This window comes from Mycobacterium sp. shizuoka-1, from assembly GCF_002723835.1.
In the GTDB taxonomy this organism is placed as follows: domain Bacteria; phylum Actinomycetota; class Actinomycetes; order Mycobacteriales; family Mycobacteriaceae; genus Mycobacterium.
This window is the reverse complement of sequence record NZ_BEWG01000113.1, coordinates 15,911-39,743: the sequence shown is the minus strand read 5'-3', so window position 1 is coordinate 39,743 and position 23,833 is coordinate 15,911. Positions and strand designations below refer to the sequence as shown.

Here is a 23,833-nt window from a genome sequence, read left to right as displayed (position 1 = left end):
CCTGGTAGTGGCTCGCGCCACAGGTCGGCGGGTGCCAGCATGTCCGGTGTGGTGCGGGTCAGGGTCCTCGGCCGCCCCGGATGCGGCCGGACAACGGTCGCCGGGGTGCTGCGGGCCGCGGGCGTGCTCGTCGCCGACCCACCCGGGCCCGCCGACCTGGACGTCTATGTGCTGGCCGAGGCGCTCAAACCCGAAGACCTGGACGCGCTGGCCGCCTCGCCCGGGCCGGTCGTGGCGGTCCTCACCAAGGCGGACCTGACCGGCTTCGGCGGTGCGGGGCCGATGGCGGCGGCCGCCGCGCGCTGCCGGGTGTTCGGCGAACTCGCCGGGGTGGCAGTGCACCCGGTGGCCGGACTGGCGGCGCTCGCCGCACTGGACGACACCGTGATCGACGACGAGCTGCTCGCCGCGCTGCAGGCGCTGACCAGCGACCCGGCCGATCTGGGCTCGCCGGACCGGTTCGCGGCCGGCACGCATCGGGTGGCCCGCGCGCTGCGCCGGCGCCTGCTCACCGCGCTGGACCTCTTCGGCATCGCCCACGCGGTGCTCGCCCTGCGGGACGGTCACGGCGCGGCCGGGGTGCGGGCCGCGCTGCGAGGAGCCAGCGGGATCGACGGGGTGCTGGCCGCCGTCGACGCGACCGCCGCCACGGTGCGCTATCACCGGTTGATCCGCGCGCACGTCGCCACCTTCCCGACCGGTGATGATGCGGTCGCGGCCCGGATGGCCGCTGCCGTGGCGGTGGTGCGGGCCGCCGGGATGACGGTCGACGACGACGTCACTGCGGCGGCCCACCTGCGTCGCGCGATCACCTGGCAGCGTTACTCCCGCGGCCCGGTGTCGCGGCTGCACCGATCCTGCGGCGCCGACATCGCCCGCGGATCGCTGCGGATGTGGGAACGCGCCGGTGGTGCGGTGCAGTCTGCGGGGCCGCCGTCGTGACCGCCGCGATCGACGCCATGGTGGCTCAGTTCGAGCTGGGGTTGGCGCCGCCGCCGTCCCGTCGCGAAGCGGTGCTGGTGGCGGGCCCGTGGCTGGCCGGCACCAGCAGCGTGGCCGCGGTGCTGCGCGACCGGCTGCCGGAGTGCGCCGTCCTCGAGGCGGATCAACTCGGCGCGGGGGAGGTGCCTGCGGCGGTGGTGTTCGTGGTGTCGGCGACCGCGCCGCTCGCCGGCTCGGACTGCGCGCTGCTGACGTCGGTCGCCGCCGACACCGATGCGGTGATCGGCGTGGTGGCCAAGATCGACGTGCACCGCACCTGGCGCGAGGTTCTCGACGCCAACCGTGCCCTGCTGGCCGACGTGGCGCCGCGCTACCGCGACGTGCCGTGGGTGGGGGTGGCCGCCGCCCCGGACCTGGGTCCTCCGATCCTCGACGACCTCGTGGCGACGCTGCGATCTGTCCTGGCCGACGACACGCTGGTACAGCGAAATCGATTGCGGGAGTGGGAAGTTCGGCTTCTTTCGGCCGACGACCGGCTGAACGGCGAAGTCGACGACCGACAGGCGCGGGTGAGTGCACTGCGTGCGCACCGCGCCGCGGCGGTGCGGCGGACGCAGTGGGACAAGACCGAGCGGACGATCGCGCTGCGCACCCGCATCCAGCAGGCCCGGCTGCAGTCCTCCTCGTGCGTGCGTCACCGGTGCGCATCGGTGCGGGCCGAACTCCGCGACGACGTGGCCGGGGCGAGCCGGCGTGCCCTCGGCGACCTCGATGCGCAGGTGCGATGCCGGGCCGAGGACGTGGCCGACGACGTCGCCGACGAGGTCACCGCAGTGCTGACGGACGTCGGTGCGGAGCTGGGCCTGCCCGTCGATCCCGACTCGTCGCGGCCGGTGGTGCGAGTGGGTCCCGCGCCGTTGCGGTCACGCGGCCCGGAGACGCTGTTGATGCTGCTGTTGGGGGCGGGCTTCGGTCTCGGGGTCGCGCTGACGGTGAGCCGGGTGTTCGCCGACCTGGCGCCACGGTGGGCGGTCGGCGGAGCGGTCGGCGGAGCGATCCTCGGGGTGGTCCTGACGGCGTGGATGGCCGGCTTGCGGGCCGTGCTGCACGACCGGGCGGTGCTGGACCGCTGGGTGGTGGAGGTCGTCGCCTCGGTGCGCGCCGCCCTCGACGAGTGGGTGGCGGTCCGGATGTTGGCCGCGGAGGCGGAGCTGGGCCGGGCGGCGGCCGAACGCGACGCCGCTGCCGCCGCGCAGGCCGACGAGACCCTGGCCGGGATCGACCGCGACATCCGCACCGAGGTGGCCGCCGCCGGCCGCGCCACCCGGGCCCGCGACCTGCGCGCACCGGCGATCGCCCGGGCGCTGGCGGCGGTCCGCGACGAACGGGAAGCGCTGAATCGGGGCAAGGGCTCCAATTACGCGCTTCTGAATCGTTCCTGTGAGTGATCGGACATAATCCCGATTAACCGCGGGTATCTCACCCGCGTTAACCTACTTTTCAGGGAGGACCGTGTCTCGGCGCGGAATCCGGCCTGCGTCCTGGCCATAAAAGTAAGCAGGAGATAGAGCGATGACTTCAGCGACCGTCCCCGGATTGGATACGGCACCGACCAAGCATCAGGGCCTGCTCGCCTGGGTCCAGGAGGTCGCCGAACTCACGCAGCCCGATCGGGTGGTCTTCGCCGACGGCTCCGACGAGGAGTACCAGCGGTTGTGCGACCAGCTGGTGGCCGCCGGGACGTTCATCAAGCTCAGCGATTCCGAGGAGCCCAGCTCCTATCTGGCCCGTTCGGCGCCGTCGGACGTGGCCCGCGTCGAGTCCCGGACGTTCATCTGCTCGGAGCGCGCGATCGACGCCGGCCCGACCAACAACTGGATGGATCCCGCCGAGATGCGCGGGCTGATGACCGACCTGTACCGCGGCTGCATGCGCGGCCGCACCATGTATGTGGTGCCGTTCTGCATGGGCCCGCTGGGCGCCGACGACCCGAAGCTCGGTGTGGAGATCACCGATTCCGAATACGTCGTAGTGTCGATGCGCACGATGACCCGGATGGGCAAGGCCGCGCTGGACAAGATCGGCGAGGACGGCTTCTTCGTGAAGGCGCTGCATTCACTGGGTGCCCCGCTGGAGCCGGGCCAGGACGACGTGCCGTGGCCGTGCAACGACACCAAGTACATCACCCATTTCCCGGAGACCCGCGAGATCTGGAGCTTCGGCTCCGGGTACGGCGGCAACGCCCTGCTGGGCAAGAAGTGCTACTCACTGCGCATCGCCTCGGCCATGGCTCACGACGAGGGCTGGCTGGCCGAGCACATGTTGATCCTCAAGCTGATCTCGCCGGAGAACAAGGCCTACTTCATCGCCGCGGCGTTCCCGTCGGCCTGCGGCAAGACCAACCTCGCGATGTTGCAGCCGACCATTCCCGGCTGGCGCGCCGAGACCGTCGGCGACGACATCGCCTGGATGCGGTTCGGCAAGGACGGCCGGCTGTACGCCACCAACCCGGAGTTCGGCTTCTTCGGGGTGGCGCCGGGCACCAACTGGAGCTCCAACCCCAACGCGATGAAGACCGTCGCGGCGGGCAACACCGTGTTCACCAACGTCGCGATGACCGACGACGGCGGCGTCTGGTGGGAGGGCCTCGAGGGCGACCCGCAGCACCTGATCGACTGGAAGGGCAACGACTGGGAGCCCGGGTCGGACGAGAAGGCCGCACACCCGAACTCGCGCTACTGCACCCCGATGTCGCAGTGCCCGACGCTGGCACCCGAGTGGGACGACCCGCAGGGCGTGCCGATCTCGGCCATCCTGTTCGGCGGCCGACGCAAGACCACAGTGCCGCTGGTGACCCAGGCCCGCGACTGGCAGCACGGCGTCTTCATCGGCGCGACGCTGGGCTCCGAGCAGACCGCCGCCGCCGAGGGCAAGGTCGGCACCGTCCGTCGTGACCCGATGGCCATGCTGCCGTTCCTCGGCTACAACGTCGGCGACTACTTCGCCCACTGGATCAACCTCGGCAAGAACGCCGACGAGTCCAAGATGCCGAAGATCTTCTTCGTCAACTGGTTCCGCCGCGGCGACGACGGCCGTTTCCTGTGGCCGGGCTTCGGCGAGAACAGCCGCGTGATGAAGTGGATCATCGAGCGCGTCGAGGGCAAGGCCAACGGCTCGACGACGCCGATCGGCATCGTGCCGAGCGCCGGCGACCTGGACCTGTCCGGGCTGGACGCCGATCCGGTCGATGTCGACGAGGCGCTGGCGGTCAACGTCCAGGAGTGGCGCGACGAGCTGCCCCTGATCGAAGAGTGGTTCGAGTTCGTCGGCGAGAAGTTGCCGACCGGGGTGCGCGACGAGTTCGAGGCGCTCAAGCAGCGCCTGGCCGAAGCCGACTGAACCGGCGGGCCGCCAGGCCCCGGATCACCCAGTGCCGAACCGTCCGAAAGGCCGCTGAGCGCGACCGCGCATAGCTACCATCCGTGCGGTGGACGTCCCGACCGTCGACGCACCCGTCGAGTCGCAGGGTCAGCCCCCGCTGCGCCGGTGGCGGTGGCGGATCGTCACGATCGGCGCCGTCGTCGCCATTTACGTCATATCCATCCTCGGCTACTTCTGGCTGGACAGCTCCGCGCGTGAGTTGCAGCCCGGCAATCTCGACGCGTCGGCGGTGACCGTCGTGCTGTTGGAGGTGACGGCGATCCACCCGACGGACCACCGGGTCGAGGTCGACGTGCGACTGATTCCGCAGACCGGTTTCCTGGATCCGGAGCTGGGCAAGCTGACCACGGACATGTCCGTCCGGCTGTGCCCGTGCGCCGAATTAGGCGAGTTGGAGTTTCCGAAGGGCAAGGTGCCCAAGGTGGTCCGCACCTCGATGGTCGCCGAGGGTGCGGCGGACATGTGGCCGTTCGACACGTTCACCATCGGCAGTGTCGGCGCGGACGTCCTGGTGGGCCCCGAGGGAGGGTCGCAGCGATTCGTGCCGGCCCGGGTCGAGGTGGCGGGGTCGCTGTACGGCTGGGACATCCGCAGCGAACGGACCGGGCCCTCCGCGCAGGCAGGGTTCCCCGGCGACAGCGCCACCATCACGTTCACCCGCGCACGCGGGCCGATGGCACTGATCCTCGGGATCTGCCTGGTCCTGGTGACGTTGCCGGCGATTGCCCTGTACGCCGCGATCGAAATGCTGTTGGGCAAGAAGAAGTTCCAGCCGCCGTTCTCGACGTGGTTTGCGGCCATGCTGTTCTCGGTGGTGCCGCTGCGTACGGTGTTGCCCGGCAATCCACCGGCGGGGTCCTGGATCGACGAGGTGCTGGTGATCTGGGTGCTGATGGCGCTGGTGGCCGCGATGGTGATCTATCTGGTGGCCTGGGCGCGCCGCTCCGACTAACCGTGGCGGCGGCCCAAGAACGACCTTCTTGACGCCTGTCAATTGGGCCTGTCGTACAGTGCATCCATGCAGATCCGAGAGCATGCGCAGGCCACTCCTGACAAACCCGCCGTCATCCTGTATCCCTCCGGTAAAACCGTCACCTTCGGCGAGATGGAAGCGCGGGCCAACCAGCTGGCGCACCTGTTCCGCGAGGCCGGGCTGCGTGAGGGCGACGCCGTCGCGATGCTCCTGGAGAACAACGAACACTTCCACACCGTGATGTGGGCCGCCCGGCGCAGCGGGCTGTACTACGTGCCGATCAACACCCACCTGACGCCGGCCGAGGCCGCCTACATCATCGACAACTGCGAGGCCAAGGCGATCATCGGATCCGGCGCGCTGCGGCCCGTGCTCGAGCAGCTCGGCGAGCATCTGCCCAACGGCCTGCCAGAACTGCTGGTGATCGCGGACGGCGAACTGGACGGCTGGCGCAGCTACCCGGACTGCGTCGCGGACCTGCCCAGCACCCCGATCGACGACGAGATCGAGGGCGATCTGCTGCAGTATTCGTCGGGAACCACCGGACGGCCCAAGGGAATCAAGCGTGAGCTGCCGCATCTGCCGCCCTCGGAGGCGCCGGGCCTGATGAGCGCCTTGGTCGGGTTCTGGATGAACCCCAACGGGGTCTACCTGAGCCCGGCACCGCTGTACCACACCGCCCCGTCGGTGTGGTCGCTGACGATGCAGAGCGCCGGGATCCCGGTGGTGGTGATGGAGAAGTTCGACGCCGAGGGCACCTTGGACGCGATCCAGCGCCACCGCGTCACCCACGGTCAGTTCGTGCCGGTCATGTTCACCAGAATGCTGAAACTCCCCGAGAGCGTGCGTAACTCGTACGACATCTCCAGCCTGGAGCGGGTCATGCATGCCGCGGCCCCCTGCCCGGTGGACATCAAGAAACAGATCATCGACTGGTGGGGTCCGATCGTCGACGAGTACTACGCCTCCTCGGAGGCCATCGGTTCGACCCTGATCAGCGCCGAGGAGTGGCTGGCGCACCCCGGATCGGTGGGCAAGCCGATGCTGGGCAACCTGCACATCCTCGACGAGGACGGCAACGAGCTGCCGCCCGGCGAGCCCGGCGAGATCTACTTCGAGGGGGGCAACTCCTTCGAGTACCTCAACGACGCCGAAAAGACCGCGGCCTCACGGCATGCCGAAGGCTGGATGACCGTCGGCGACATCGGCTACCTCGACGAGGACGGCTACCTCTACCTCACCGATCGCCGCCACCACATGATCATCTCCGGCGGGGTGAACATCTATCCGCAGGAAGCCGAGAACATGCTCGTCACCCACCCGCGGGTGATGGACGCCGCGGTGTTCGGTGTGCCCGACGACGAGATGGGCCAGAGCGTCAAGGGCGTGGTTCAGCTCGTCGACCCCGCGGAAGCATCCGACGAACTCGCCGATGAACTGTTGAGCTGGCTGCGGGAACGCTTGGCGCACTACAAGTGTCCGCGGTCGATCTCCTTCGAGGCGCAGTTGCCCCGCACCGACACCGGCAAGCTGTACAAGCAGGAGCTGATCGTCAAGTACTCGCCCGCGCCGACCGGCTAGACACCGCCCCGATGTTGGTGGTTGACCTGTCGGCCCCGCCCCGGGTCGGGCCGATCGGACCGCCGGGTGTCGTCGTCGCCGTCGGGGAACCGGCCGGCGCCGACGGCGAATACTGGCTCGACACGGCGACTTTCGCGCTGACCGAGACCCACCACGAAGACCGCCGCTATGTCACCGTGCCGTCGGTCTCCGACACCGTGGCCGAGCTGACCGAGCGCTGCCGACGCTGGCCGCATGCCAGCGCGGTTTGCGACGATGTGCTGCGTTCGGTGGACGTGACCGGGCCCGCACTGCCCGGGATCATCACCGAGTCGCTGGCCTACTCCACGCTGCAGTCCGGGCCGGAGTTCGCCCGCTGGCTGACCGAGCGCGGCCCGGCCACCGCACCAGATCTTCCCGATCCGGTGCTGGCCGAGCGTGACGGCGGCACCCTGCGGATCCGGTTCAACCGGCCGGCCCGGCACAACGCGTTCAGCACCGACGCGCGGGCGCTGCTTCTGGAGGCGCTGACGGTCGCCCTGATCGACGACACGGTGACCGAGGTGGTGCTCAGCGGAAACGGTGAGTCTTTCTGCAGTGGTGGCGATCTCGCGGAATTCGGCACCTTCAGCGACCCGGCCTCCGCGCATCTGGCCCGAACCCGGCACAGCCCCGCACTCGCCCTCGACGAGCTGACCCGACGCCTGGGCCGGGCCTGCCGGGCCGAGATCCACGGTCGCGTGCTGGGCAGCGGCCTGGAGATGGCGGCGTTCTGCGGTTGGATCGGCTGCCGCCCCGATGCGGTGCTGGGCCTGCCCGAGCTGATGCTGGGACTGATCCCAGGGGCGGGCGGCACGCTGAGCATCGCCCGCCGGATCGGGCGTTGGCGCACCGCGTATCTGGTGCTGTCCGGTCGCACCGTCGACCCGGCCACTGCGCTGGCGTGGGGGCTCGTCGACGAGGTCGGCTAGCTCGACCTGCGCAGGGTCACCCGGTAGGTGTATTGCTCGGGAAGAAAGTGGCTGACCGACAGTTCCATGGGGATGCCGGTGGTGTCGGAGTACAGCCGGTCCACCCGCAACATCGGATGTCCCGGTGGGCAACCCAGCGCCCCGGCCACCAGATCGTCGGCGGGTGCGACTGTGATGGATTGTGCCGCTTCATCGATCGGCTGGTCGAGATGCGGCTCGAGGATCCCGATGACCGTGTTGGTGCCCACCGCGCCGTCGACCAGCTCCGGGCAGTCGAACACCAGGCGGGCCACCGACTCCGGCAGGTGCACGGTGGTCACCACGAACGGAACGCCGTCGTTCTCCCCGGGTCGCTCCGCTCCTGCCCGCCCGTGCAGCCGCCGGAACACCACGGTGTAGACCACATCGTGGTCCAGCCGAAGCCGGCTGGCTGCCGAGACGTCGACCCGGCGTGAAAGTCCTTGCAGCACTTCCATCGTCGTGTCCTCGGACAAGCTCATCAGGTCCTCGATCGAGCCCAGCTGTCGCAGATACCCCCGATTCGCGTACGTGCCTCGCCCCGGCACCCGGTACACCACCCCTTCAGCCACCAAATCCTGGAACGCCCGGCGCACGGTCTGCCGGGACAGTCCGTGCTCGGCGACCAGTTCGGACTCCGTCGGTAACCGGACGCCCTCGGGATAGGCACCGGCGGCGATCTCGTCCCGGAGCCGTTGTCGCAGGACCTGATAGGCGGGTTCGGGTTTCATGGCCGGCTAGATGCCGCCTCTCGCGACGAGTTGACCGGCGATCACATTGCGCTGGATCTCGTTGGTGCCCTCACCGACGATCATCAGCGGCGCGTCACGAAAGTAGCGCTCGACGTCGTACTCGGTGGAATAGCCGTAGCCACCATGGATCCGGACCGCGTTGAGCGCGATCTCCATCGCGACCTCGGAGGCGAACAGTTTGGCCATGCCGGCTTCCATATCGCAGCGCTGCCCGCTGTCGTAGCGCTCGGCGGCATAGCGGGTGAGCTGGCGGGCGGCGGTCAGCTTGGTGGCCATGTCGGCGAGGTAGTTGCCGATCGCCTGGTGTTTCCAGATCGGCTGGCCGAAGCTCTCCCGGTCCTGGGCGTAGGCCAGCGCGTCCTCGAGTGCGGCAGTGGCCACGCCCAGCGCCCGCGACGCCACCTGGATACGGCCGGTTTCAAGGCCTTTCATCATCTGACCGAACCCGCGGCCGGCTTCGCCACCGAGGATCGCGGTGGCCGGCACCCGGCAGTCGTCGAACGCGAGCTCGCAGGATTCAACCCCCTTGTAGCCCAACTTCGGTAGGTCCCGCGACACGGCCATTCCCGGGGTACCGGCCTCGACGAGCACCACCGATATCCCGGTGTGCCGGGGGGTGGCCTGGGGATCGGTCTTGCACAACAGGGCGATCAGCCCGGACCGGCGGGCATTGGTGATCCACGTCTTGGCCCCGGTGATCACCAGCTCATCGCCGTCGCGGCGGGCGACGGTGATCATGTTCTGCAGATCCGACCCGCCACCCGGTTCGGTCAGTGCCATCGTGGCCCGGATCCGACCCGTCGCCATCGACGGCAGATACGTCTGCTTCTGTTCCTCGGTGCCGAACGTCTCCAGCAGTTTGGCCACCACCGTGTGCCCGCCCATGGCACCGGCCAGGCTCATCCACCCACGGGCCAGTTCCTGGGTGACCTCGACGTAGCACGGCATCGACACCGGGGTGCCGCCGTACTGCTCGCTGATCGCGAGCCCGTAGATGCCGATGCGCTTCATCTGCTCGATCCACGCCTCGGGGTAGCTGTTGGCGTGCTCGACTTCGCGGACCGAAGGTTTGACGTCGCGGTCGATGAACGCCCGCACCGTCTGGACCAGCATGGTCTCTTCGTCGTTGAGTGCAGTGCTCACGTAGTTCGCTCCAAGCCGTCGTAAAATGTACGGCCATATTGACACGACCTACAAAGAAGCACCAGTATGGGGCACTGTGACTTTGTACGGCCATATCGGCGGTGGTGAGGCGGGCGGCCCCTATTTCGACGATCTGGTCGTAGGCCAGGTCTTCGATTGGGCGCCGGCGATGACGTTGAGTTCCGGCGCGGCGGCGACCCATCAGGCGATCGTCGGCGACCGGCTGAGGCTGTCGCTGGACGCGGAGTTGGCCCACGCCACGGTCGGCTGCACCGGACCCTTGGCGCATCCGGCACTGGTGTGCGACGTGGCGATCGGGCAGAGCACGCTCGCGACACAGCGCGTCAAGGCCAACCTGTTCTATCGGGGCCTGACCTTCTATCGCTATCCGGTGGTCGGTGACACGGTGTTCACCCGTACCGAGGTGGTCGGGCTGCGCCAGAACACCGCCAAGCCGGGCCGGGCCCCCACCGGGATGGTGGCACTGCGGATGACCACCGTCGACCAGGTCGGCCGGCTGGTGCTGGACTTCTACCGCTGCGCGATGCTGCCGTGCAGCCCCGGTGCCGCCGACACCGGTCACGCTGACGACCTGTCGGTGATCGGCGCCGACCTGCCGCCCGCCCCGGATCCGACCGCCGACTGGAATGCGGCCGCGTTCCGTGAACGCGTCCCGGGCCCGCACTTCTATCCCGACATGGCGGGTTCGGTCCTGCGCAGCACCGGTGATGTGGTGTCCTCGGCGCCGGAGCTGGCCAGGCTGACCCTGAACATCGCTGCCACCCATCATGATTCGCGGGTCGGCGGCCGGCGTCTGGTCTACGGCGGGCACACGATCGGGCTGGCACTGGGCCAGGCCGGCCAGCTGCTGCCCAACCTGGCGACCGTGCTGGGCTGGGCGTCGTGCGACCACACCGGCCCGGTCCACGAGGGGGACACGCTCTACAGCGAACTGCACATCGAGCGTGCCGATCCGCTGCCCGGCGACCGCGGCGGCGTGCTCACCCTGCGGTCGGTGGTATATGCGGTGGCCGATGAGGGGGCGGACCGCCCGGTGCTGGATTGGCGGTTCACCGCGCTGCATTTCTAGGCCGCTCGGCCACCTGTCGCTCGGAGGCGGACAACAACCGAGGATCCCAGCGGGCGCCCGCCGGTCCGCGCGACAATGGCCGGGTGACTGACACCGGCGTCGGCTGGGCCGGCAGCGGCCTGGCCTGGCTGACCGGGCCGCCTGACGGCCCACCCGACCACTCCCGGTCGGCGGTGCTGACCCGTGCCGCCAGCGTGGTCGCGAACCTGGCCACCCAACTGGGCGTGGCGCTGGACGCCGCCACGCTGCTGACCGGGCGGGCGGCGCTGCTGGGCCTGCATCGCCGCGGACGCATCTCGGCCGGCGGGGCTACCCACCTGCTGCCGACGCGGGATGGCTGGTGCGCGCTGACCCTGTCCCGAGCCGACGACCTCGCGGCCGTGCCGGCACTGGTCGAAGCCGACGTGGTGCCCGATGATCCCTGGCAGGCGGTTGCCCGCTGGGCCGCCGGGCGGAGCGCCGACGAGGCGGTCGAGCGTGCCGCCCTGCTGGGCCTGCCCGCGGCGCGGCTCGGTGAAACGACGACGGCGGTACCCACCGTGCGTGCGGGCGGCCGCCGGACGGTGCCCCGCCCTACGGAGGAACTCCTGGTGGCTGACCTGTCGTCGATGTGGGCGGGCCCGCTGTGCGGCCAGATCCTGGCTGCGGCCGGCGCCACTGTGGTCAAGGTGGAGAGTCCGTCCCGTCCGGACGGTACCCGGGGCGGAAATCGGGCGTTCTATGACTGGATGAATCACGGAAAGCTCTCCTATGCGGTCGATTTCGATACCGATGCGGACCGGCTGCGGGCGTTGATCGCCGCCGCCGATGTCGTCATCGAGGGGTCGCGGTCCGGCGCGCTCGCGCGCCGTGGCCTGAGCCCAGACGACCTGGGCGGCCCCGACGGCAGGGTGTGGCTGCGGGTCAGCGGCCACGGGCCCGACTCGCCGCGGGCCGCATTCGGCGACGACGCGGCGGTGGCCGGGGGATTGGTGGGGAGCAGCCCGGACGGCCCGGTGTTCTGCGGTGACGCCATCGCCGATCCGCTGACCGGGCTGGAAGCCGCACTGGCCGTAGCTCATTCGCTGCATCGCGGCGGCGGTGAGACCATCGACGTGTCGATGGCGGCGGTCGCCGCGAGTTACGCGCAACTCCCGGTGGAAGCTTCGCTGTCCGATTCGGCGGTCGCGCCGCCGCGGCCACCCGCACCGAGTGCGGCGGCGGCAGCACTCGGCGCCGACAATAGCGCCGTGAACGACATTGTTGCCCAACGGAATGCGATCCGATGCTGATCCAGCGCGCCCAGCTACTGGACGGCACGGCCGTCGACATCCGGGTCGGCGTCCAGATCGAGTCGGTGGCCGACTCGCTGGCCCCGAACCGTGGCGAAACGGTGTTCGACGCTGCGGGCGGCACCGTGATACCGGGATTGCACGATCACCATGTGCATCTGCGGGCGGCCGCGGCCGCGCTGGATTCGGTTCAGGTAGGGCCCATGGTGCTGCACAACCGGGCCGACCTCGGCCGGGCGCTGGCTCAGGCGCCGGTAGGGATCGACGGTTGGATCCGGGCGGTCGGCTACCACGAATCCGTTGCGGGCCCATTGGACCGGTGGGTTCTCGACGAGCTCGCCGAATCGGTACCGGTGCGGATCCAGCATCGCAGCGGGGTGCTGTGGTTCCTGAATTCCGCGGGCCTGGCCGCGGTCGGCCTCCCCGAGCACCCGGACGGCCGGTTGCGCAGCTACGACACCTGGTCTGATGCGGTGGCACGCCGGGACGCGTCGCTGGCGGCGATCAGCCGGCGGCTGCTGGACTTCGGGGTCACCGGCGTCACCGATGCGACCCCCGGCCTGCGCGCCGAGGACATCGTGACGCTGAGCGAGGAACACCGGCACGGCGGACTGCATCAGCGGGTGCACTGGCTGGCGCCGGGAAAGCGGATCCTGCACGACGATTCGCTGGATCTCGACGAGCTCACCGACTGGATCGCCGGCCGGCACCGCGACGGTGGGGCAGTCGCCCTGCACTGCGTGACGGTCGCCCAGCTGGTCGTCAGCCTGGCGGCGTTGCGGGCCGCAGGCAGCCACCCCGGTGACCGGATCGAGCATGCGGCGGTGGTGCCGGTCGAGGCCATCGGCGAACTCGCCGCCCTCGGTGTGCTGGTGGTGACCCAACCCAACTTCGTCGCCGAACGCGGCGACCACTACCTGGCCGACGTCGACCCGGTCGACCGGCCCGCGCTGTGGCGGCTGAGATCGCTGCGCGCCGCCGGTGTGCGGGTGGCGCTGTCCACGGACTTGCCGTTCGGCGGAGCCGACCCGTGGGCGGCGATGCGCGCGGCGGTGCACCGCACGACACCCACCGGTGCGGTGCTCAATACCCTCGAATGCGTCTCGGCCGCAGTGGCATTGTCACTGTTCACCGGCCATCCCGATCGCCCTGACCTGCCCAGGACCGTCGCGCCGGGACAGCCCGGCGACCTGTGCGTCCTGGCCGCCGCGCCCGCCGAGGTGCTCGACGCGCTGGATGCCGGCCTGGTGGCCGCCACTGTCGTCAACGGCCACCTGTTCGCGCGCCGAAATCACCCCGAAGTGGGCAGCTCGCGGAACGCGGTATTGCGATACGGCTCAGGCTCTTTCGGAAGTCCGAGGACGCGCTCGCCGACGATGTTGCGCTGAATCTGGTCGGTGCCGCCGCCGATGGACGTGAAGTAAGCGTTGAGGGCGCGGAACGTGACCGCGTCGCCGACCGGGTTGTCCGGGCCGGTCAGCATGGCCTCCGGTCCGGCGATCTCGGTCTGCACCTGCGCCGTCTGGTGCAGGATCCGCGACATCGCGATCTTGCCCAGCGCCATCAACGTCGCGGCCTCGACCCGGTCGGAGGTGGCCTTGGCCCGCTGGGTGTTCCACCGGTTCACCGCCGCGTAGGCCTCCACCCGGGCGATCTCCTGACGGATGAACCCATCGTCGAGTTTGCCTGCCCGGCGCGCCATCTCGACCAGACTGTCCGAATCGGTCTGCGGCTTGCGGGCCGAGCGAGAGGTACGGGCCAGATCGCCCATCAGCCGCCGCTCGTAGGCCAGCGCCACCTGCAGCACCGCCCAGCCGCCGCCGACGTCCCCGACCCGGTTCGCGTCGGGTACCCGGGCTCCGGAGATGAACACCTCGTTGAACTCCGACTCGCCGGTGATCTGGTGGATCGGGCGCACCTCGACACCGGGCTGGCGCATCGGGAACATGAGAAAGCTGATCCCGTTGTGCTTGGGCACATCCCAGTCGGTGCGGGCCACCAGCAGGCCGTAGTCGGCAGACTTCGCGAACGACGTCCACACCTTCTGGCCGGTGATCACCCAGTCGTCGCCGTCCCGCTCGGCGCGGGTGCGCAACCCGGCCAGATCGGATCCCGCGCCGGGCTCGGAGTACAGCAGGCACCATTTCGTCTCGCCGCGAATGGACGGCGGGATCAGTCGTTGCTTCTGCTCGTCGGTACCGAGGTCATGCAAGGTGCAGGCGAACAGGTTGGCCCGGTCATGCCCGGTCCCCGGTGCCCCTACTGCCGCGAATTCGGCTGCCACGATCCGTGATTGGGAGTCGGTCAGGCCGCGCCCCCACCACTGCGGTTCCCAGCTCGGCACCGCCCAGCCGGCGTCGAACACCAGCTGCGCCCACTGTGCGCGATCCAGGCCGGTGTCCCAGTTGTCCGCCAGCCACTGGCGGACCTCGGCGCGCAGGTCGTCGTCGGTCATCGCTGTGCCTCTCGCAGTCGGATGTAGCGTTCGCGGTGCCAGGCCGGGTCGCCGAACAACTCGGCGTCGGTCCGCGCCCGCCGCAGGTACAGGTGTGCGGGGTGTTCCCAGGTGAAGCCGATTCCGCCGTGCACCTGGATGGTGTCGGCCGCGACCGTGACGAATGCCTCCGAGCAGAACGCCTGGGCCGCAGCCAGATCCAGATGCCGACCCGGGTCGTCGGCGTCGAAGGCGGCCGCCACATGCCGGGCTGCCGACAGCGCCGACTCGGCCTCCAGCAGCATGTCGGCGCACATGTGCTTGATCGCCTGGAAACTGCCGATCGCGCGGCCGAACTGGAATCGGGTCTTGGCGTAGTCGGCGGCCATCCGCATCGCGTGCATCGCGCCGCCGGCCTGCTCACCCAGCAGCGCCACCGCGGCGTGGTCCAGGGCGCGCTCGAGAGCCTCGGCGCCGTTCTCCAGGGTGCCCACCAGGCGAGCGGGGGTGTCGTCGAGTACGACTCGGCCCTGTTTGCGGGTCTGGTCCACCGTCGCCAGTGCGCTGACCTGCAGGCCCGGCGCGTCCGGCTCGACCGCGAACACCGCGGTTCCGGCCAGCACATAGATCCGTTGCGCGGTCGTCGCGTCGAGCACATAGGTCTTGGTGCCCGACAACCGCCACTCGAAGCCCGCGGGGCGCGCGACGGTCTGCGGTGCCAGCGGCGGACGGGCCGAGCCCGGTTCGGCGAACGCGACCGTGGTGATCAGGTCGCCGGCGGCGATGCGCGGCAGGACATCGGCCTGCTCTTTGGCGTCGCCGAGGGCCATCAGCAGCTGGGTGCTCAGCACCGCGGTCGACAGGTAGGGCGCGCACAACAGCGCGCCACCCATCGCCTCCATCACCAGCCCCACTTCGACCGCCCCGGCACCGGACCCGCCGAATGTCTCGGGTATCGCCAGGCCGAGCAGGCCCATGGCGGCCAGTTCTGCCCAGACGGCAGGGTCGTAGCCGGTGTCGGTGGCCATCAGACGACGTACGTCGGCCTCGGGCGAGCGTTTGGACACCAGGTCGCCGGTGGCTTCGGCCAGCGCCTGCTGTTCGGTGGTCAGGGTTGTCATCGGATTCAGCTCCCGAAACTCTGGCGCAGGCTGTCGCACTGGCTGAAGAAGAAGGCCTGGGAAATGTCGGCCGCGGCAGCGATTCCGTCGAAGCCGTGGAACGCCCCGGGCACCACGTGGACCGCGCAGGGCACGCCGGCGGCCTGCAGCCGGGCGGCGTAGTCGAGGTCCTCGTCGTGGAACAGGTCCAGGGTGCCGACGCCGAGCCAGGCCGGCGGCAAGCCGGCGAGATCGGTGCGACGTCCGGGTGCCGCCACGTGTGGGTCGGCTCCGCCCAGATAAGCCTGCCAGCCGAACTTGTTGCTGGTGGCGTTCCACAGCCGCTGCCCGGGATCGTTGAGGTGGCTGCCCACGCTGCGGTCGTCGAGCATCGGGTAGACCAGCACCTGGAACACCGGTTTGACCCCGTCGCGGTCCCTGGCCAGTAACGCCAGCGCCGCGGTCAGACCGCCGCCGGCGCTGGCCCCGCCGATCGCGACACGCTCGGGGTCGACGGCGGGCAGTCCGGCCAGCCATTCCAGCGCGGTGTAGCAGTCCTCCAGCGGGGTGGGGTAGGGGTGCTCGGGAGCCAGGCGGTAGTCGACGGCGGCCACCGTGATGCCCAGTTCTTTGACGAACCGGCGACACAGGTTGTCGTCCTGGGCGGCGGTGCCCACGACGTAGCCACCGCCGTGGATCCAGAGCAGTGCCGGGGCCGGCGAGGTGACGCCGTCGGGCCGGTAGAGGCGGATCCCGACGCCCGACTCCAAGGTCAACACCTCGACACCGTCGGAGCGGGTGCGCTGCAGTCCGCCGAGGCGCCGCAGGACGGGCAGCGTCCAGGGCGTGATCAGCGTGCGGGGGGTGAACCGAGCCGCTGTGCGTAGTTCGGGATGGATGTCGTTTTTTGACACGTGCCAAGTATGCCAACCGGGAAAATCCGCTGCGACAGGACAGGACCTTGATCCGCGACGGCGGGAGACAGTATCGTGGTGGCGGCAATTACGGAACCACGCGTAGCGTAATTGTGGGTCGATGAGAGGACACCGTCAATGACGACCAATCCCTATGCGGGGCAACCCTTCACGTCCTCCGACGAGGAGATCGCGGCCGCACTGGAACAGGTCAGCATCCCCACCCTGCTGCTGTCGTTGGTCCACATCACCGGTGACCCGCGCTTCATCCGCGAGTTCAAGCAGGCCGGCGTCTTCCTCAACGAAGTTCAGGGCTTCATGTCCGAGGAGGACAAGGCCCGGGCCCGCGCGCTGGCTCTGCCGGTCATCGCCGACTACCGCGACCGGGGCTGCCCGGGACCGGTGCCGCTGAGCCCCGAGCTGATCGCCGAGATGCTGGACTGGACGGCCTGCGAGCACGTCGACGACGAGTACCGCCCGATGGTCCTCGAGGAGATGGATCTCGAGGGCGTCGACCCGCGCCGCCCGGCCGCCCTCGATGCCGCCGCCACCGCCGACTACCCGGTGGTGGTGATCGGCTGCGGTGAGTCGGGGCTGCTCGCCGGTATCCGGCTCAAACAGGCCAACATCCCGTTCACCATCGTGGAGAAGAACGCCGGACCGGGCGGAACATGGTGGGAGAACAGCTATCCCGGCGCCCGGGTGGACGTCGCCAACCACTTCTACTGCTATAGCTTCGAGCCGAGCAACGACTGGACGCACTACTTCGCCGAACAGCCGGAACTGCGGGCCTATTTCGAGACCGTGCTGGCCCGGCACCACCTCGACGAGAACGTCCGCTGGGAGACCGAGGTGGTGTCGGCCGACTGGCATGACGAGGACGACACCTGGTTGGTGGTGGTGCGAAGCAAGGACGGAACCGAATCCAGCATCCGCGCCAGGGCGGTCATCACCGCGGTGGGACAGCTGAACCGGCCGGCGATTCCCGACATCGAGGGTGCCGACACGTTCGAGGGTCCCGCCTTCCATTCGGCGGCGTGGGATCACTCGGTCGATCTGACCGGCAAGCGGGTGGCACTGATCGGCGCGGGAGCCAGCGGGTTCCAGATCGCCCCGGCGATTGCCGACCGGGTGGCGCATCTGACCGTGTTCCAGCGCAGCGCCCAGTGGATGTTCCCCAACCCGATGTACCACGACAGCGTGCCGGACGGCGTGCGCTGGGCGATGAATCACCTTCCGTACTACAACCGTTGGTATCGCTTCCTGATCCTGTGGCCCGGCGCGGACAAGGGTCTGGAGGCTGCCCGCTCGGATCCGGACTACACCCACCCCGACGACCCGAACTACGCGGTCAGCGAGATCAACGCGATGGCCCGGCTGATGTTCACCGACTGGATCACCACTCAGGTCGGCGACGACCGGGAACTGCTGAGCAAGGTGCTGCCGGACTACCCGGCAACCGGCAAACGCACGTTGCAGGACAACGGAACCTGGCTGACCACACTGCGTCGCGACGACGTCGACTTGGTGCGCACGTCGATCGAACGCATCACTGCGCACGCGGTGGTGACAGCCGACGGCGTGGCCCACGAGGTGGATGTCATCGTGTACGCCACCGGATTCCGCGCCACCGAGGTGCTCTATCCGATGGCGATCACCGGCCGCCACGGTGTCGACCTGCGCAGCTCGTGGGGGCAGCGGCCGTCGGCCTACCTGGGAATCACCGTGCCCGGCTTCCCGAACTTCTTCATGCTGTACGGCCCCGGTAATCATCTGGCGCACGGCGGCAGCCTGATCTTCAACTCCGAGTTGCAGATGCGCTATATCAACACCTGCCTGGCCGAGATGATCGAAAACGGCTGGACTGCAATCGAACCTACGACGACGGCCACCGACGAGTGGCACCGCAAACACCAAGCCGAGATCAACACGATGGTGTGGGCACATCCGTCGATCGAGCACTCGTACTTCAAGAACCCCGATGGTGAGATCCACACCGTCAGCCCGTGGCGGCTGCCGGTCTACTGGAACGCGATCCGCACCCCGCAGTGGGCGAACTTCGTTGTGGAACAGGGAGAGTGAGGACACCATGCGCGCGGTGCTGATCGACACGCCGGGATCGGTCCGGGTCGACGAGTGGCCCGATCCGGTGCTCCCCGGACCCACCGGCGCCATCGTCTCGGTGACCGCGGCCGCCATCTGCGGCTCGGACCTGCACTTCTACGAAGGTGACTACCCGCTGTTCGCGCCCGTCTCGCTGGGCCACGAAGCCATCGGCACGGTGGTCGAGGTCGGGCCGGATGTGCACTCGGTGACCGTCGGCGACCAGGTCATGGTGTCCTCGGTGGCCGGGTGCGGTGCCTGCGCCGGGTGTGCGACCAAGGACCCGATCCTGTGCGCGTCGGGCCCGCAGGTGTTCGGGTCCGGGCTGCTGGGCGGGGCGCAGGCCGAGCTGATGGCCGTGCCGGCCGCCGACTTCCAGCTCCTGAGGATGCCGGAGGGCATCTCCACCGAGCAGGCGTTGTTGCTCACCGACAACCTGGCCACCGGCTGGGCGGCCGCCAAGCGCGCCGACATCCCGCTCGGCGGCACCGCGGTGGTCATCGGTCTGGGCGCGGTCGGGTTGTGCGCGGTGCGTAGCGCGCTGTTCCTCGGCGCGGCGCGGGTCTACGCGGTCGATCCGGTCGCGCAGCGCCGCGACCGCGCGGCCCGGCTCGGCGCCATCGCGATCGAACCGGCCGCGGCGCCGACCGTGACGGCGGCAACCGGCGGTCTCGGCGCGCACTCGGTGATCGACGCGGTCGGCAACGACACGACGCTCGACGACGCACTGGCCACGGTGCGCGCCGGCGGCACGGTGTCGGTGGTCGGGGTGCACAACCTCAACCCGTATCCGTTCCCGGCGCTCACCGCGCTGCTGCGCAGCCTGACGTTTCGGGCCACCACCGCTCCGGTGCAGCAGACCTGGCCGGAACTGATCCCGCTGCTGCAGACCGGCCGCCTCGAGGTCGACGACATCTTCACCACCCGCCTGCCGCTGGGGCAGGCGGCCGAAGGCTACGCCGCCGTCGCGGCGCGGTCGGGTGATGTCGTCAAGGTGCTGCTGACCCCGTGATGGGAGCTACCCGCGGTAGACCGTTGCGCCTTCCTTGATGGTCTCGACCACCCGGATGTCCTTGATCGCCATCGGGTCGACGGTCAGCGGATTGCCGTCGAGCACAACGAGATCGGCCAGCTTGCCCACCTCCAGTGAGCCCTTGGTGTCGGCCTCGCGGTACTGGCGTGCGGCGTTGATCGTGATCGCTTGCAGGGCTTCGAGGGGGGTGACCCGCTGGTCGGCTCCGATGGTGGCGCCGCTGCGGGAGATCCGGTTCACCGCGGTCCACACCACGAACATCTGATCGAGCGGGGTGACGACGAAGTCGGTGTGGTTGGTGGGCCGTAGCCCCAGGTCGATCGCCGCGCGCATCGGGGACAGGAAGTCGGCCTGCGCCTTGCCGCGCAACCGGACGTGGGCGTCGCCGAAGTAGAACGCGTGCGGGGTGAAGAACGACGGGATGATCCGATAGTCGACGTAGCGCTGCAGCTGGTCGGGACGGACGAACTGGGAATGCACCATCACCGTGAGCCGGTCCCGGCCGGGATCCCCGGCGGCGGCGAATTCGTGTGCGGCCAGTGCGACGTCGATCGCCGCGTCCCCGTTGGCGTGGATGTCCAGCGGCAGGCCGAGGTCGTAAACCTGTTTGAACCATCTGTTGACGGTGTCCTGGGAGAAGCCGAGTTCGCCGCACCACGGGTGCTGGCCGTCGGGCCCATCGGTCAGGTAGGGCGTCGTGAAGTAGGCGGTTCGGCCCTGCGGTGAGCCGTCCAGCGTGACCTTCACCCCGCCGAGTTTGACCCGGTTGCGGTAGCTGCCGAAGGTGGCGGCCGGGTGGCGTTGCAGCACCTCGTCGAGTTCGAGGATGAACGGGTAGGCCACCACGTCGATCAGGGTGGCTCCGCCCTCGGCGGCCCGGTACATCAGCTCGACGTCGGCGGCGTGGGTGGCGCCCTCGTGCGCGGTGGTGATGCCCGCCGCGGCGTAGAGCAGCTGGCCGGCCTTGCTCCAGGCGATCTCCTGCGACGGCGTGGGTTTGGGCATGGCGGCGAAGATCGGCAGGAACGCCGTCTCCATCACCAGACCGTCGGGCTCGGTGGAGCCCTCTTTGCGGACGATCACTCCGCCGGGGGGCGTCTCGGTGTCGGCGTCGATGCCGAACATCCGCATCGCCGCCGAGTTGAGCACCGCACCGTGCATCGAGACATGGCCGACCAGAACCGGATTGGTGGGGAAGTCGACGTCGAGGTCGTCCTTGTGCAGGGTCCGGCCGCCGGGCATCAGGGTGTCGTCATAGCCGTAGGCGACGATCATCTCCCCGGGCGGCACCCGCTGCGAGTCGCGGAACGCTCGCAGGGCCGTGACGATCGCCGCCACATCGGAACCGGGGCCTGCCGGCGGTGCGAACACGTTGACCTGGTTGGCGACAGTCAGCGAGTTGATGTAGTGGCTGTGCGGATCGAGAAAGCCGGGCAACATGGTCGCGCCGTCGAGGTCGACGACCCGAGTCGACGGACCGCGGTGTGCGGCCACCACGTCCTCGCGGTCGCCCACCGCGGTGATGCGCCCGGCGCGCACCGCCAGCGCGGTTGCCGACGGGTTCGCGTCGTTGATCGTGACGATGTCGCCGGTGTAGACGACGTCTGCGGCCTCGGCCATCTCCGGCCTCCTTCACGGTGTCCTGAGTGTAGGGGCGCCCGGTGTCCCCGGTGGCCCATAGCGGCCGACGGTTGGCGTTTGTCGACCCTGCCCACTAGCTTTTCTCCGGTGATGTCCTCAGCTGTCGGCGCCCTCGCACGCTGGATCGCCCCGTTCCTGACGGCCGCGGTCGTCATCGGCCTCGTCGTGTCCGCCGACCCGGTGCACACCGGGGCCGTTCGCCTGGCCGACGACGCTGCCCCGATCGGCGGCTCGCCGTTCTACGTCGACCCGAACTCGGCGGCCATGCGGGCCTCACGGGCCAACCCGGACAGCCCCGAGCTGGCCTACATCGCGAACACCCCGCAGGCGTACTGGATCGACAACCTGGTTCCGGACGCCGCGGTCACCAAGTACCTCACCGGAGCGTGGGCGGCGGGCGCCATGCCGATGCTGGCCATGTATTCCCTGCCGAACCGCGACTGCGGCAGCTTCGCTTCCGGCGGGTTCGGCTCGGCCGACGCCTACCGCGGGTGGATCGACCGCGTCGCGGCCCAGATCGGTGGCGGCCCGGTGACGATCATCCTCGAACCCGACGCGCTCGACATGGCCGACTGCCTGTCCGGGTCCGCCCGCCAGGAGCGGTTCGACCTCATCCGCTACGGCGTCGACACCTTGACCCGCAACCCGGCGGCTGCGGTGTATATCGACGCCGGCCACTCGCGCTGGCTGCCGGCCGACGAGATCGCCAACCGGCTCAACCAGGTCGGCATCGACCGGGCCAGGGGCTTCAGCCTCAACACCTCGAACTTCTTCACCACCGACGAGGAAATCGGTTATGGCGAAGCGATTTCGGGGATGACGGGCGGCAAGCCCTACGTGATCGACACCTCGCGTAACGGCAACGGACCGGCCGACGGCGAATTGTATTGGTGCAATCCGAGCGGCCGGGCCCTGGGAGTGCAGCCCACCACCGCCACCGGCAACGGCCACATCGACGCATTCCTGTGGGTGAAGCGTCCTGGCGACTCCGACGGGTCCTGTGGCCGCGGCAACCCGGGGCCGGGCAATTTCGTCAACGCATTCGCGATCGAACTGGCCCGCAACGCCGGGCACTGACGCCGGTTCCCGCCACCCCGCTGCGACGCGTGTGGGCAAACGCCCACCATCGCGGCATGCCTTGACGGACGGGGGATCTCTCCCCGAGCCAGCAAAGCAGTGAACATTCCGAAGAATTTGTCGTTTCACCCATGGGCGGCGGGGTACGCTGCCGCAATGAATCCGTGGACGACAGCGCGCTGGCTGATGAAGGCCGGACCGGCTGACTATCTGCTGGCGATGAGTGTGGCGTCCGCACAGATTCCGGTGGTCGGCCGCCATCTCGAGCCGCTCGGTGCCGCCACCGCGATGAGTGTGTGGGGTGCCCGGCAGATGCCCGAGCTGGTCGGTGCGGCCGCCCGGTCGTGGCTGAGCCCCGGCGCCGGTGAGACGCGCAAGGCACAGCGGGAAAGCACCCGGGAGGTGGCCGAGGCCGGGCTGCGCGGTGTCGTCGCCCCCGAGGACCTGCAGATCGAGTGGCCGGCACCGGAGCGCACGCCGCCGGTGATGAACGCGCTCGAACACCGCAAGCACCTTTACCGCACCTCAGTTCGCTATGGCGACGACCCGGCGCAGCTGCTCGACGTCTGGCGGCGCAAGGACCTGCCCGCCGAACCCGCACCGGTGCTGCTGTTCCTGCCCGGCGGCGCCTGGGTGCACGGCAGCCGGATCCTGCAGGGGTACGCCCTGATGTCGCACCTGGCCGCCAAGGGCTGGGTGTGCCTGTCGATCGACTACCGCGTCGCGCCGCACCACCGGTGGCCGCGGCACATCCACGACGTCAAGGCGGCGATCGCGTGGGCCCGTGCCAACGTCGACCGCTTCGGTGGCGACCGGGATTTCGTGGCCGTCGCCGGATGTTCGGCCGGCGGGCACCTCGCCGCGCTGGCTGGGCTGACCATCGACGACCCGGAGTACCAGGCGCACCTGCCGCAAGGATCGGACACCGCCGTCGACGCCGTCGTCGGCATCTATGGCCGCTACGACTGGGAGGACCGCTCGACCCCCGAGCGGGTCCGCTTCGTCGACTTCCTGGAGCGGGTGGTGGTCAACAAGCGGCAGAGCCGGCACGGCGAGCTGTTCCGCAAGGCCTCGCCGATCGCGCGGGTGCATCCCGAGGCCCCGCCGTTTCTGTTGGTGCACGGTTCCGGAGACAGCGTGATCCCCGTCGCGCAGGCCCGCAGTTTCGTCGAACGGCTGCGCGCGGTGTCGCGCTCTGCGGTCGGCTACGTCGAATTGCCCGGTGCCGGACACGGTTTCGACATGACCGACGGCGCGCGCACCGGTTCGGTCGCCACCGCAATCGGTTTGTTCCTCAACCAGATTCACCGTGACCGCGGTGTCATGTCCACCAAAGAGGTGATCTGAACCCTCGCCCGTTGTATCGTCCC

19 protein-coding genes are annotated in these 23,833 nt (G+C 69.5%); 13 read left to right on the top strand and 6 right to left on the bottom strand.

Going from position 1 to position 23,833, the window contains the following annotated elements:
• Positions 1-39: 39 nt before the first annotated feature.
• The 6 genes from MSZK_RS28130 (at position 40) to MSZK_RS28105 (ending at position 7,887) form a co-directional block, all read left to right on the top strand.
• Complete coding sequence (locus MSZK_RS28130) at positions 40-942, top strand: hypothetical protein (protein ID WP_099251813.1); 903 nt, start codon at positions 40-42, stop codon at positions 940-942.
• A complete protein-coding gene (locus tag MSZK_RS28125; protein ID WP_099251893.1) occupies positions 939-2,390 on the top strand; it encodes a hypothetical protein in 1,452 nt (483 codons plus the stop codon). Before MSZK_RS28130 ends, MSZK_RS28125 begins: the two co-directional genes overlap by 4 nt.
• Positions 2,391-2,514: 124 nt before the next feature.
• Positions 2,515-4,341: a phosphoenolpyruvate carboxykinase (GTP) gene (locus MSZK_RS28120; protein ID WP_099251812.1), complete on the top strand. Its 1,827-nt coding sequence runs from the start codon at positions 2,515-2,517 to the stop codon at positions 4,339-4,341.
• An 88-nt stretch (positions 4,342-4,429) separates the two neighbouring features.
• Positions 4,430-5,335, top strand: a complete 906-nt coding sequence (locus MSZK_RS28115; RefSeq protein ID WP_233211558.1) for a DUF4436 family protein — start codon at positions 4,430-4,432, stop codon at positions 5,333-5,335.
• A gap of 66 nt (positions 5,336-5,401) precedes the next feature.
• On the top strand, positions 5,402-6,937 hold the full coding sequence (fadD4, locus tag MSZK_RS28110) for a fatty-acid--CoA ligase FadD4 (protein WP_099251811.1): 1,536 nt from the start codon (positions 5,402-5,404) through the stop codon (positions 6,935-6,937).
• Positions 6,938-6,948: 11 nt separating this feature from the next.
• A complete protein-coding gene (locus MSZK_RS28105) occupies positions 6,949-7,887 on the top strand; it encodes an enoyl-CoA hydratase/isomerase family protein (RefSeq protein ID WP_099251810.1) in 939 nt (312 codons plus the stop codon).
• Here MSZK_RS28105 and MSZK_RS28100 read toward each other — a convergent pair.
• Positions 7,884-8,636 carry a GntR family transcriptional regulator gene (locus MSZK_RS28100; protein WP_099251809.1) on the bottom strand — a complete coding sequence of 251 codons (753 nt, stop codon included), beginning with the start codon at positions 8,634-8,636 and terminating at the stop codon, positions 7,884-7,886. The genes MSZK_RS28105 and MSZK_RS28100 overlap by 4 nt on opposite strands.
• 6 nt (positions 8,637-8,642) lie before the next feature.
• On the bottom strand, positions 8,643-9,800 hold the full coding sequence (locus tag MSZK_RS28095) for an acyl-CoA dehydrogenase family protein (protein ID WP_099251808.1): 1,158 nt from the start codon (positions 9,798-9,800) through the stop codon (positions 8,643-8,645).
• Positions 9,801-9,969: 169 nt separating this feature from the next.
• Here MSZK_RS28095 and MSZK_RS28090 point away from each other — a divergent pair, with 169 nt between their 5' ends.
• The 3 genes from MSZK_RS28090 (at position 9,970) to MSZK_RS28080 (ending at position 13,549) form a co-directional block, all read left to right on the top strand.
• Positions 9,970-10,890 carry an acyl dehydratase gene (locus MSZK_RS28090; RefSeq protein ID WP_099251891.1) on the top strand — a complete coding sequence of 307 codons (921 nt, stop codon included), beginning with the start codon at positions 9,970-9,972 and terminating at the stop codon, positions 10,888-10,890.
• Between the two features lie 83 nt (positions 10,891-10,973).
• Positions 10,974-12,161, top strand: coding sequence for a CoA transferase (locus MSZK_RS28085; RefSeq protein WP_099251807.1), 1,188 nt, complete (start codon positions 10,974-10,976; stop codon positions 12,159-12,161).
• A complete protein-coding gene (locus MSZK_RS28080) occupies positions 12,155-13,549 on the top strand; it encodes an amidohydrolase family protein (protein ID WP_099251806.1) in 1,395 nt (464 codons plus the stop codon). Before MSZK_RS28085 ends, MSZK_RS28080 begins: the two co-directional genes overlap by 7 nt.
• Here the strand turns inward: MSZK_RS28080 and MSZK_RS28075 are convergent.
• Genes MSZK_RS28075 through MSZK_RS28065 form a run of 3 tightly spaced genes read right to left on the bottom strand, consistent with a single transcriptional unit; the run spans position 13,453 to position 16,609 of the window.
• On the bottom strand, positions 13,453-14,616 hold the full coding sequence (locus tag MSZK_RS28075; protein WP_099251805.1) for an acyl-CoA dehydrogenase family protein: 1,164 nt from the start codon (positions 14,614-14,616) through the stop codon (positions 13,453-13,455). The genes MSZK_RS28080 and MSZK_RS28075 overlap by 97 nt on opposite strands.
• Positions 14,613-15,716: an acyl-CoA dehydrogenase family protein gene (locus tag MSZK_RS28070; protein WP_099251804.1), complete on the bottom strand. Its 1,104-nt coding sequence runs from the start codon at positions 15,714-15,716 to the stop codon at positions 14,613-14,615. The genes MSZK_RS28075 and MSZK_RS28070 overlap by 4 nt, the downstream gene beginning before the upstream one ends.
• A 5-nt stretch (positions 15,717-15,721) precedes the next feature.
• A complete protein-coding gene (locus tag MSZK_RS28065) occupies positions 15,722-16,609 on the bottom strand; it encodes an alpha/beta hydrolase (RefSeq protein WP_099251803.1) in 888 nt (295 codons plus the stop codon).
• A gap of 138 nt (positions 16,610-16,747) precedes the next feature.
• On the opposite strand from MSZK_RS28065, the gene MSZK_RS28060 reads away from it, so the two are divergent.
• Positions 16,748-18,691: an NAD(P)/FAD-dependent oxidoreductase gene (locus tag MSZK_RS28060; RefSeq protein ID WP_099251802.1), complete on the top strand. Its 1,944-nt coding sequence runs from the start codon at positions 16,748-16,750 to the stop codon at positions 18,689-18,691.
• A gap of 7 nt (positions 18,692-18,698) precedes the next feature.
• A complete protein-coding gene (locus MSZK_RS28055; protein ID WP_099251801.1) occupies positions 18,699-19,724 on the top strand; it encodes an alcohol dehydrogenase catalytic domain-containing protein in 1,026 nt (341 codons plus the stop codon).
• 6 nt (positions 19,725-19,730) lie between these two features.
• Here the strand turns inward: MSZK_RS28055 and MSZK_RS28050 are convergent, their stop codons facing one another.
• The gene (locus tag MSZK_RS28050) at positions 19,731-21,365 is read right to left on the bottom strand and encodes an amidohydrolase (RefSeq protein WP_099251800.1); all 1,635 of its coding nucleotides are present in this window, start codon (positions 21,363-21,365) and stop codon (positions 19,731-19,733) included.
• A gap of 111 nt (positions 21,366-21,476) precedes the next feature.
• Here MSZK_RS28050 and MSZK_RS28045 point away from each other — a divergent pair, with 111 nt between their 5' ends.
• Both MSZK_RS28045 and MSZK_RS28040 read left to right on the top strand, forming a co-directional pair.
• Positions 21,477-22,463 (top strand): glycoside hydrolase family 6 protein, encoded by a 987-nt coding sequence (locus MSZK_RS28045; protein ID WP_099251799.1) that lies wholly within the window; start codon positions 21,477-21,479, stop codon positions 22,461-22,463.
• 156 nt (positions 22,464-22,619) lie between these two features.
• Complete coding sequence (locus tag MSZK_RS28040) at positions 22,620-23,810, top strand: alpha/beta hydrolase (RefSeq protein WP_099251798.1); 1,191 nt, start codon at positions 22,620-22,622, stop codon at positions 23,808-23,810.
• Positions 23,811-23,833: the final 23 nt, after the last annotated feature.

Excerpts from the sequence above, each read along its gene's own strand:
- MSZK_RS28130 (WP_099251813.1), top strand. The coding sequence starts at position 40 with ATGTCCGGTGTGGTGCGGGTCAGGGTCCTCGGCCGCCCCGGATGCGGC.
- MSZK_RS28120 (WP_099251812.1), top strand. The coding sequence starts at position 2,515 with ATGACTTCAGCGACCGTCCCCGGATTGGATACGGCACCGACCAAGCAT.
- fadD4 (WP_099251811.1), top strand. The coding sequence starts at position 5,402 with ATGCAGATCCGAGAGCATGCGCAGGCCACTCCTGACAAACCCGCCGTC.
- MSZK_RS28105 (WP_099251810.1), top strand. The coding sequence starts at position 6,949 with ATGTTGGTGGTTGACCTGTCGGCCCCGCCCCGGGTCGGGCCGATCGGA.
- MSZK_RS28100 (WP_099251809.1), bottom strand. The coding sequence starts at position 8,636 with ATGAAACCCGAACCCGCCTATCAGGTCCTGCGACAACGGCTCCGGGAC.
- MSZK_RS28090 (WP_099251891.1), top strand. The coding sequence starts at position 9,970 with ATGACGTTGAGTTCCGGCGCGGCGGCGACCCATCAGGCGATCGTCGGC.
- MSZK_RS28080 (WP_099251806.1), top strand. The coding sequence starts at position 12,155 with ATGCTGATCCAGCGCGCCCAGCTACTGGACGGCACGGCCGTCGACATC.
- MSZK_RS28075 (WP_099251805.1), bottom strand. The coding sequence starts at position 14,616 with ATGACCGACGACGACCTGCGCGCCGAGGTCCGCCAGTGGCTGGCGGAC.
- MSZK_RS28070 (WP_099251804.1), bottom strand. The coding sequence starts at position 15,716 with ATGACAACCCTGACCACCGAACAGCAGGCGCTGGCCGAAGCCACCGGC.
- MSZK_RS28060 (WP_099251802.1), top strand. The coding sequence starts at position 16,748 with ATGACGACCAATCCCTATGCGGGGCAACCCTTCACGTCCTCCGACGAG.
- MSZK_RS28055 (WP_099251801.1), top strand. The coding sequence starts at position 18,699 with ATGCGCGCGGTGCTGATCGACACGCCGGGATCGGTCCGGGTCGACGAG.
- MSZK_RS28050 (WP_099251800.1), bottom strand. The coding sequence starts at position 21,365 with ATGGCCGAGGCCGCAGACGTCGTCTACACCGGCGACATCGTCACGATC.
- MSZK_RS28045 (WP_099251799.1), top strand. The coding sequence starts at position 21,477 with ATGTCCTCAGCTGTCGGCGCCCTCGCACGCTGGATCGCCCCGTTCCTG.
- MSZK_RS28040 (WP_099251798.1), top strand. The coding sequence starts at position 22,620 with ATGAATCCGTGGACGACAGCGCGCTGGCTGATGAAGGCCGGACCGGCT.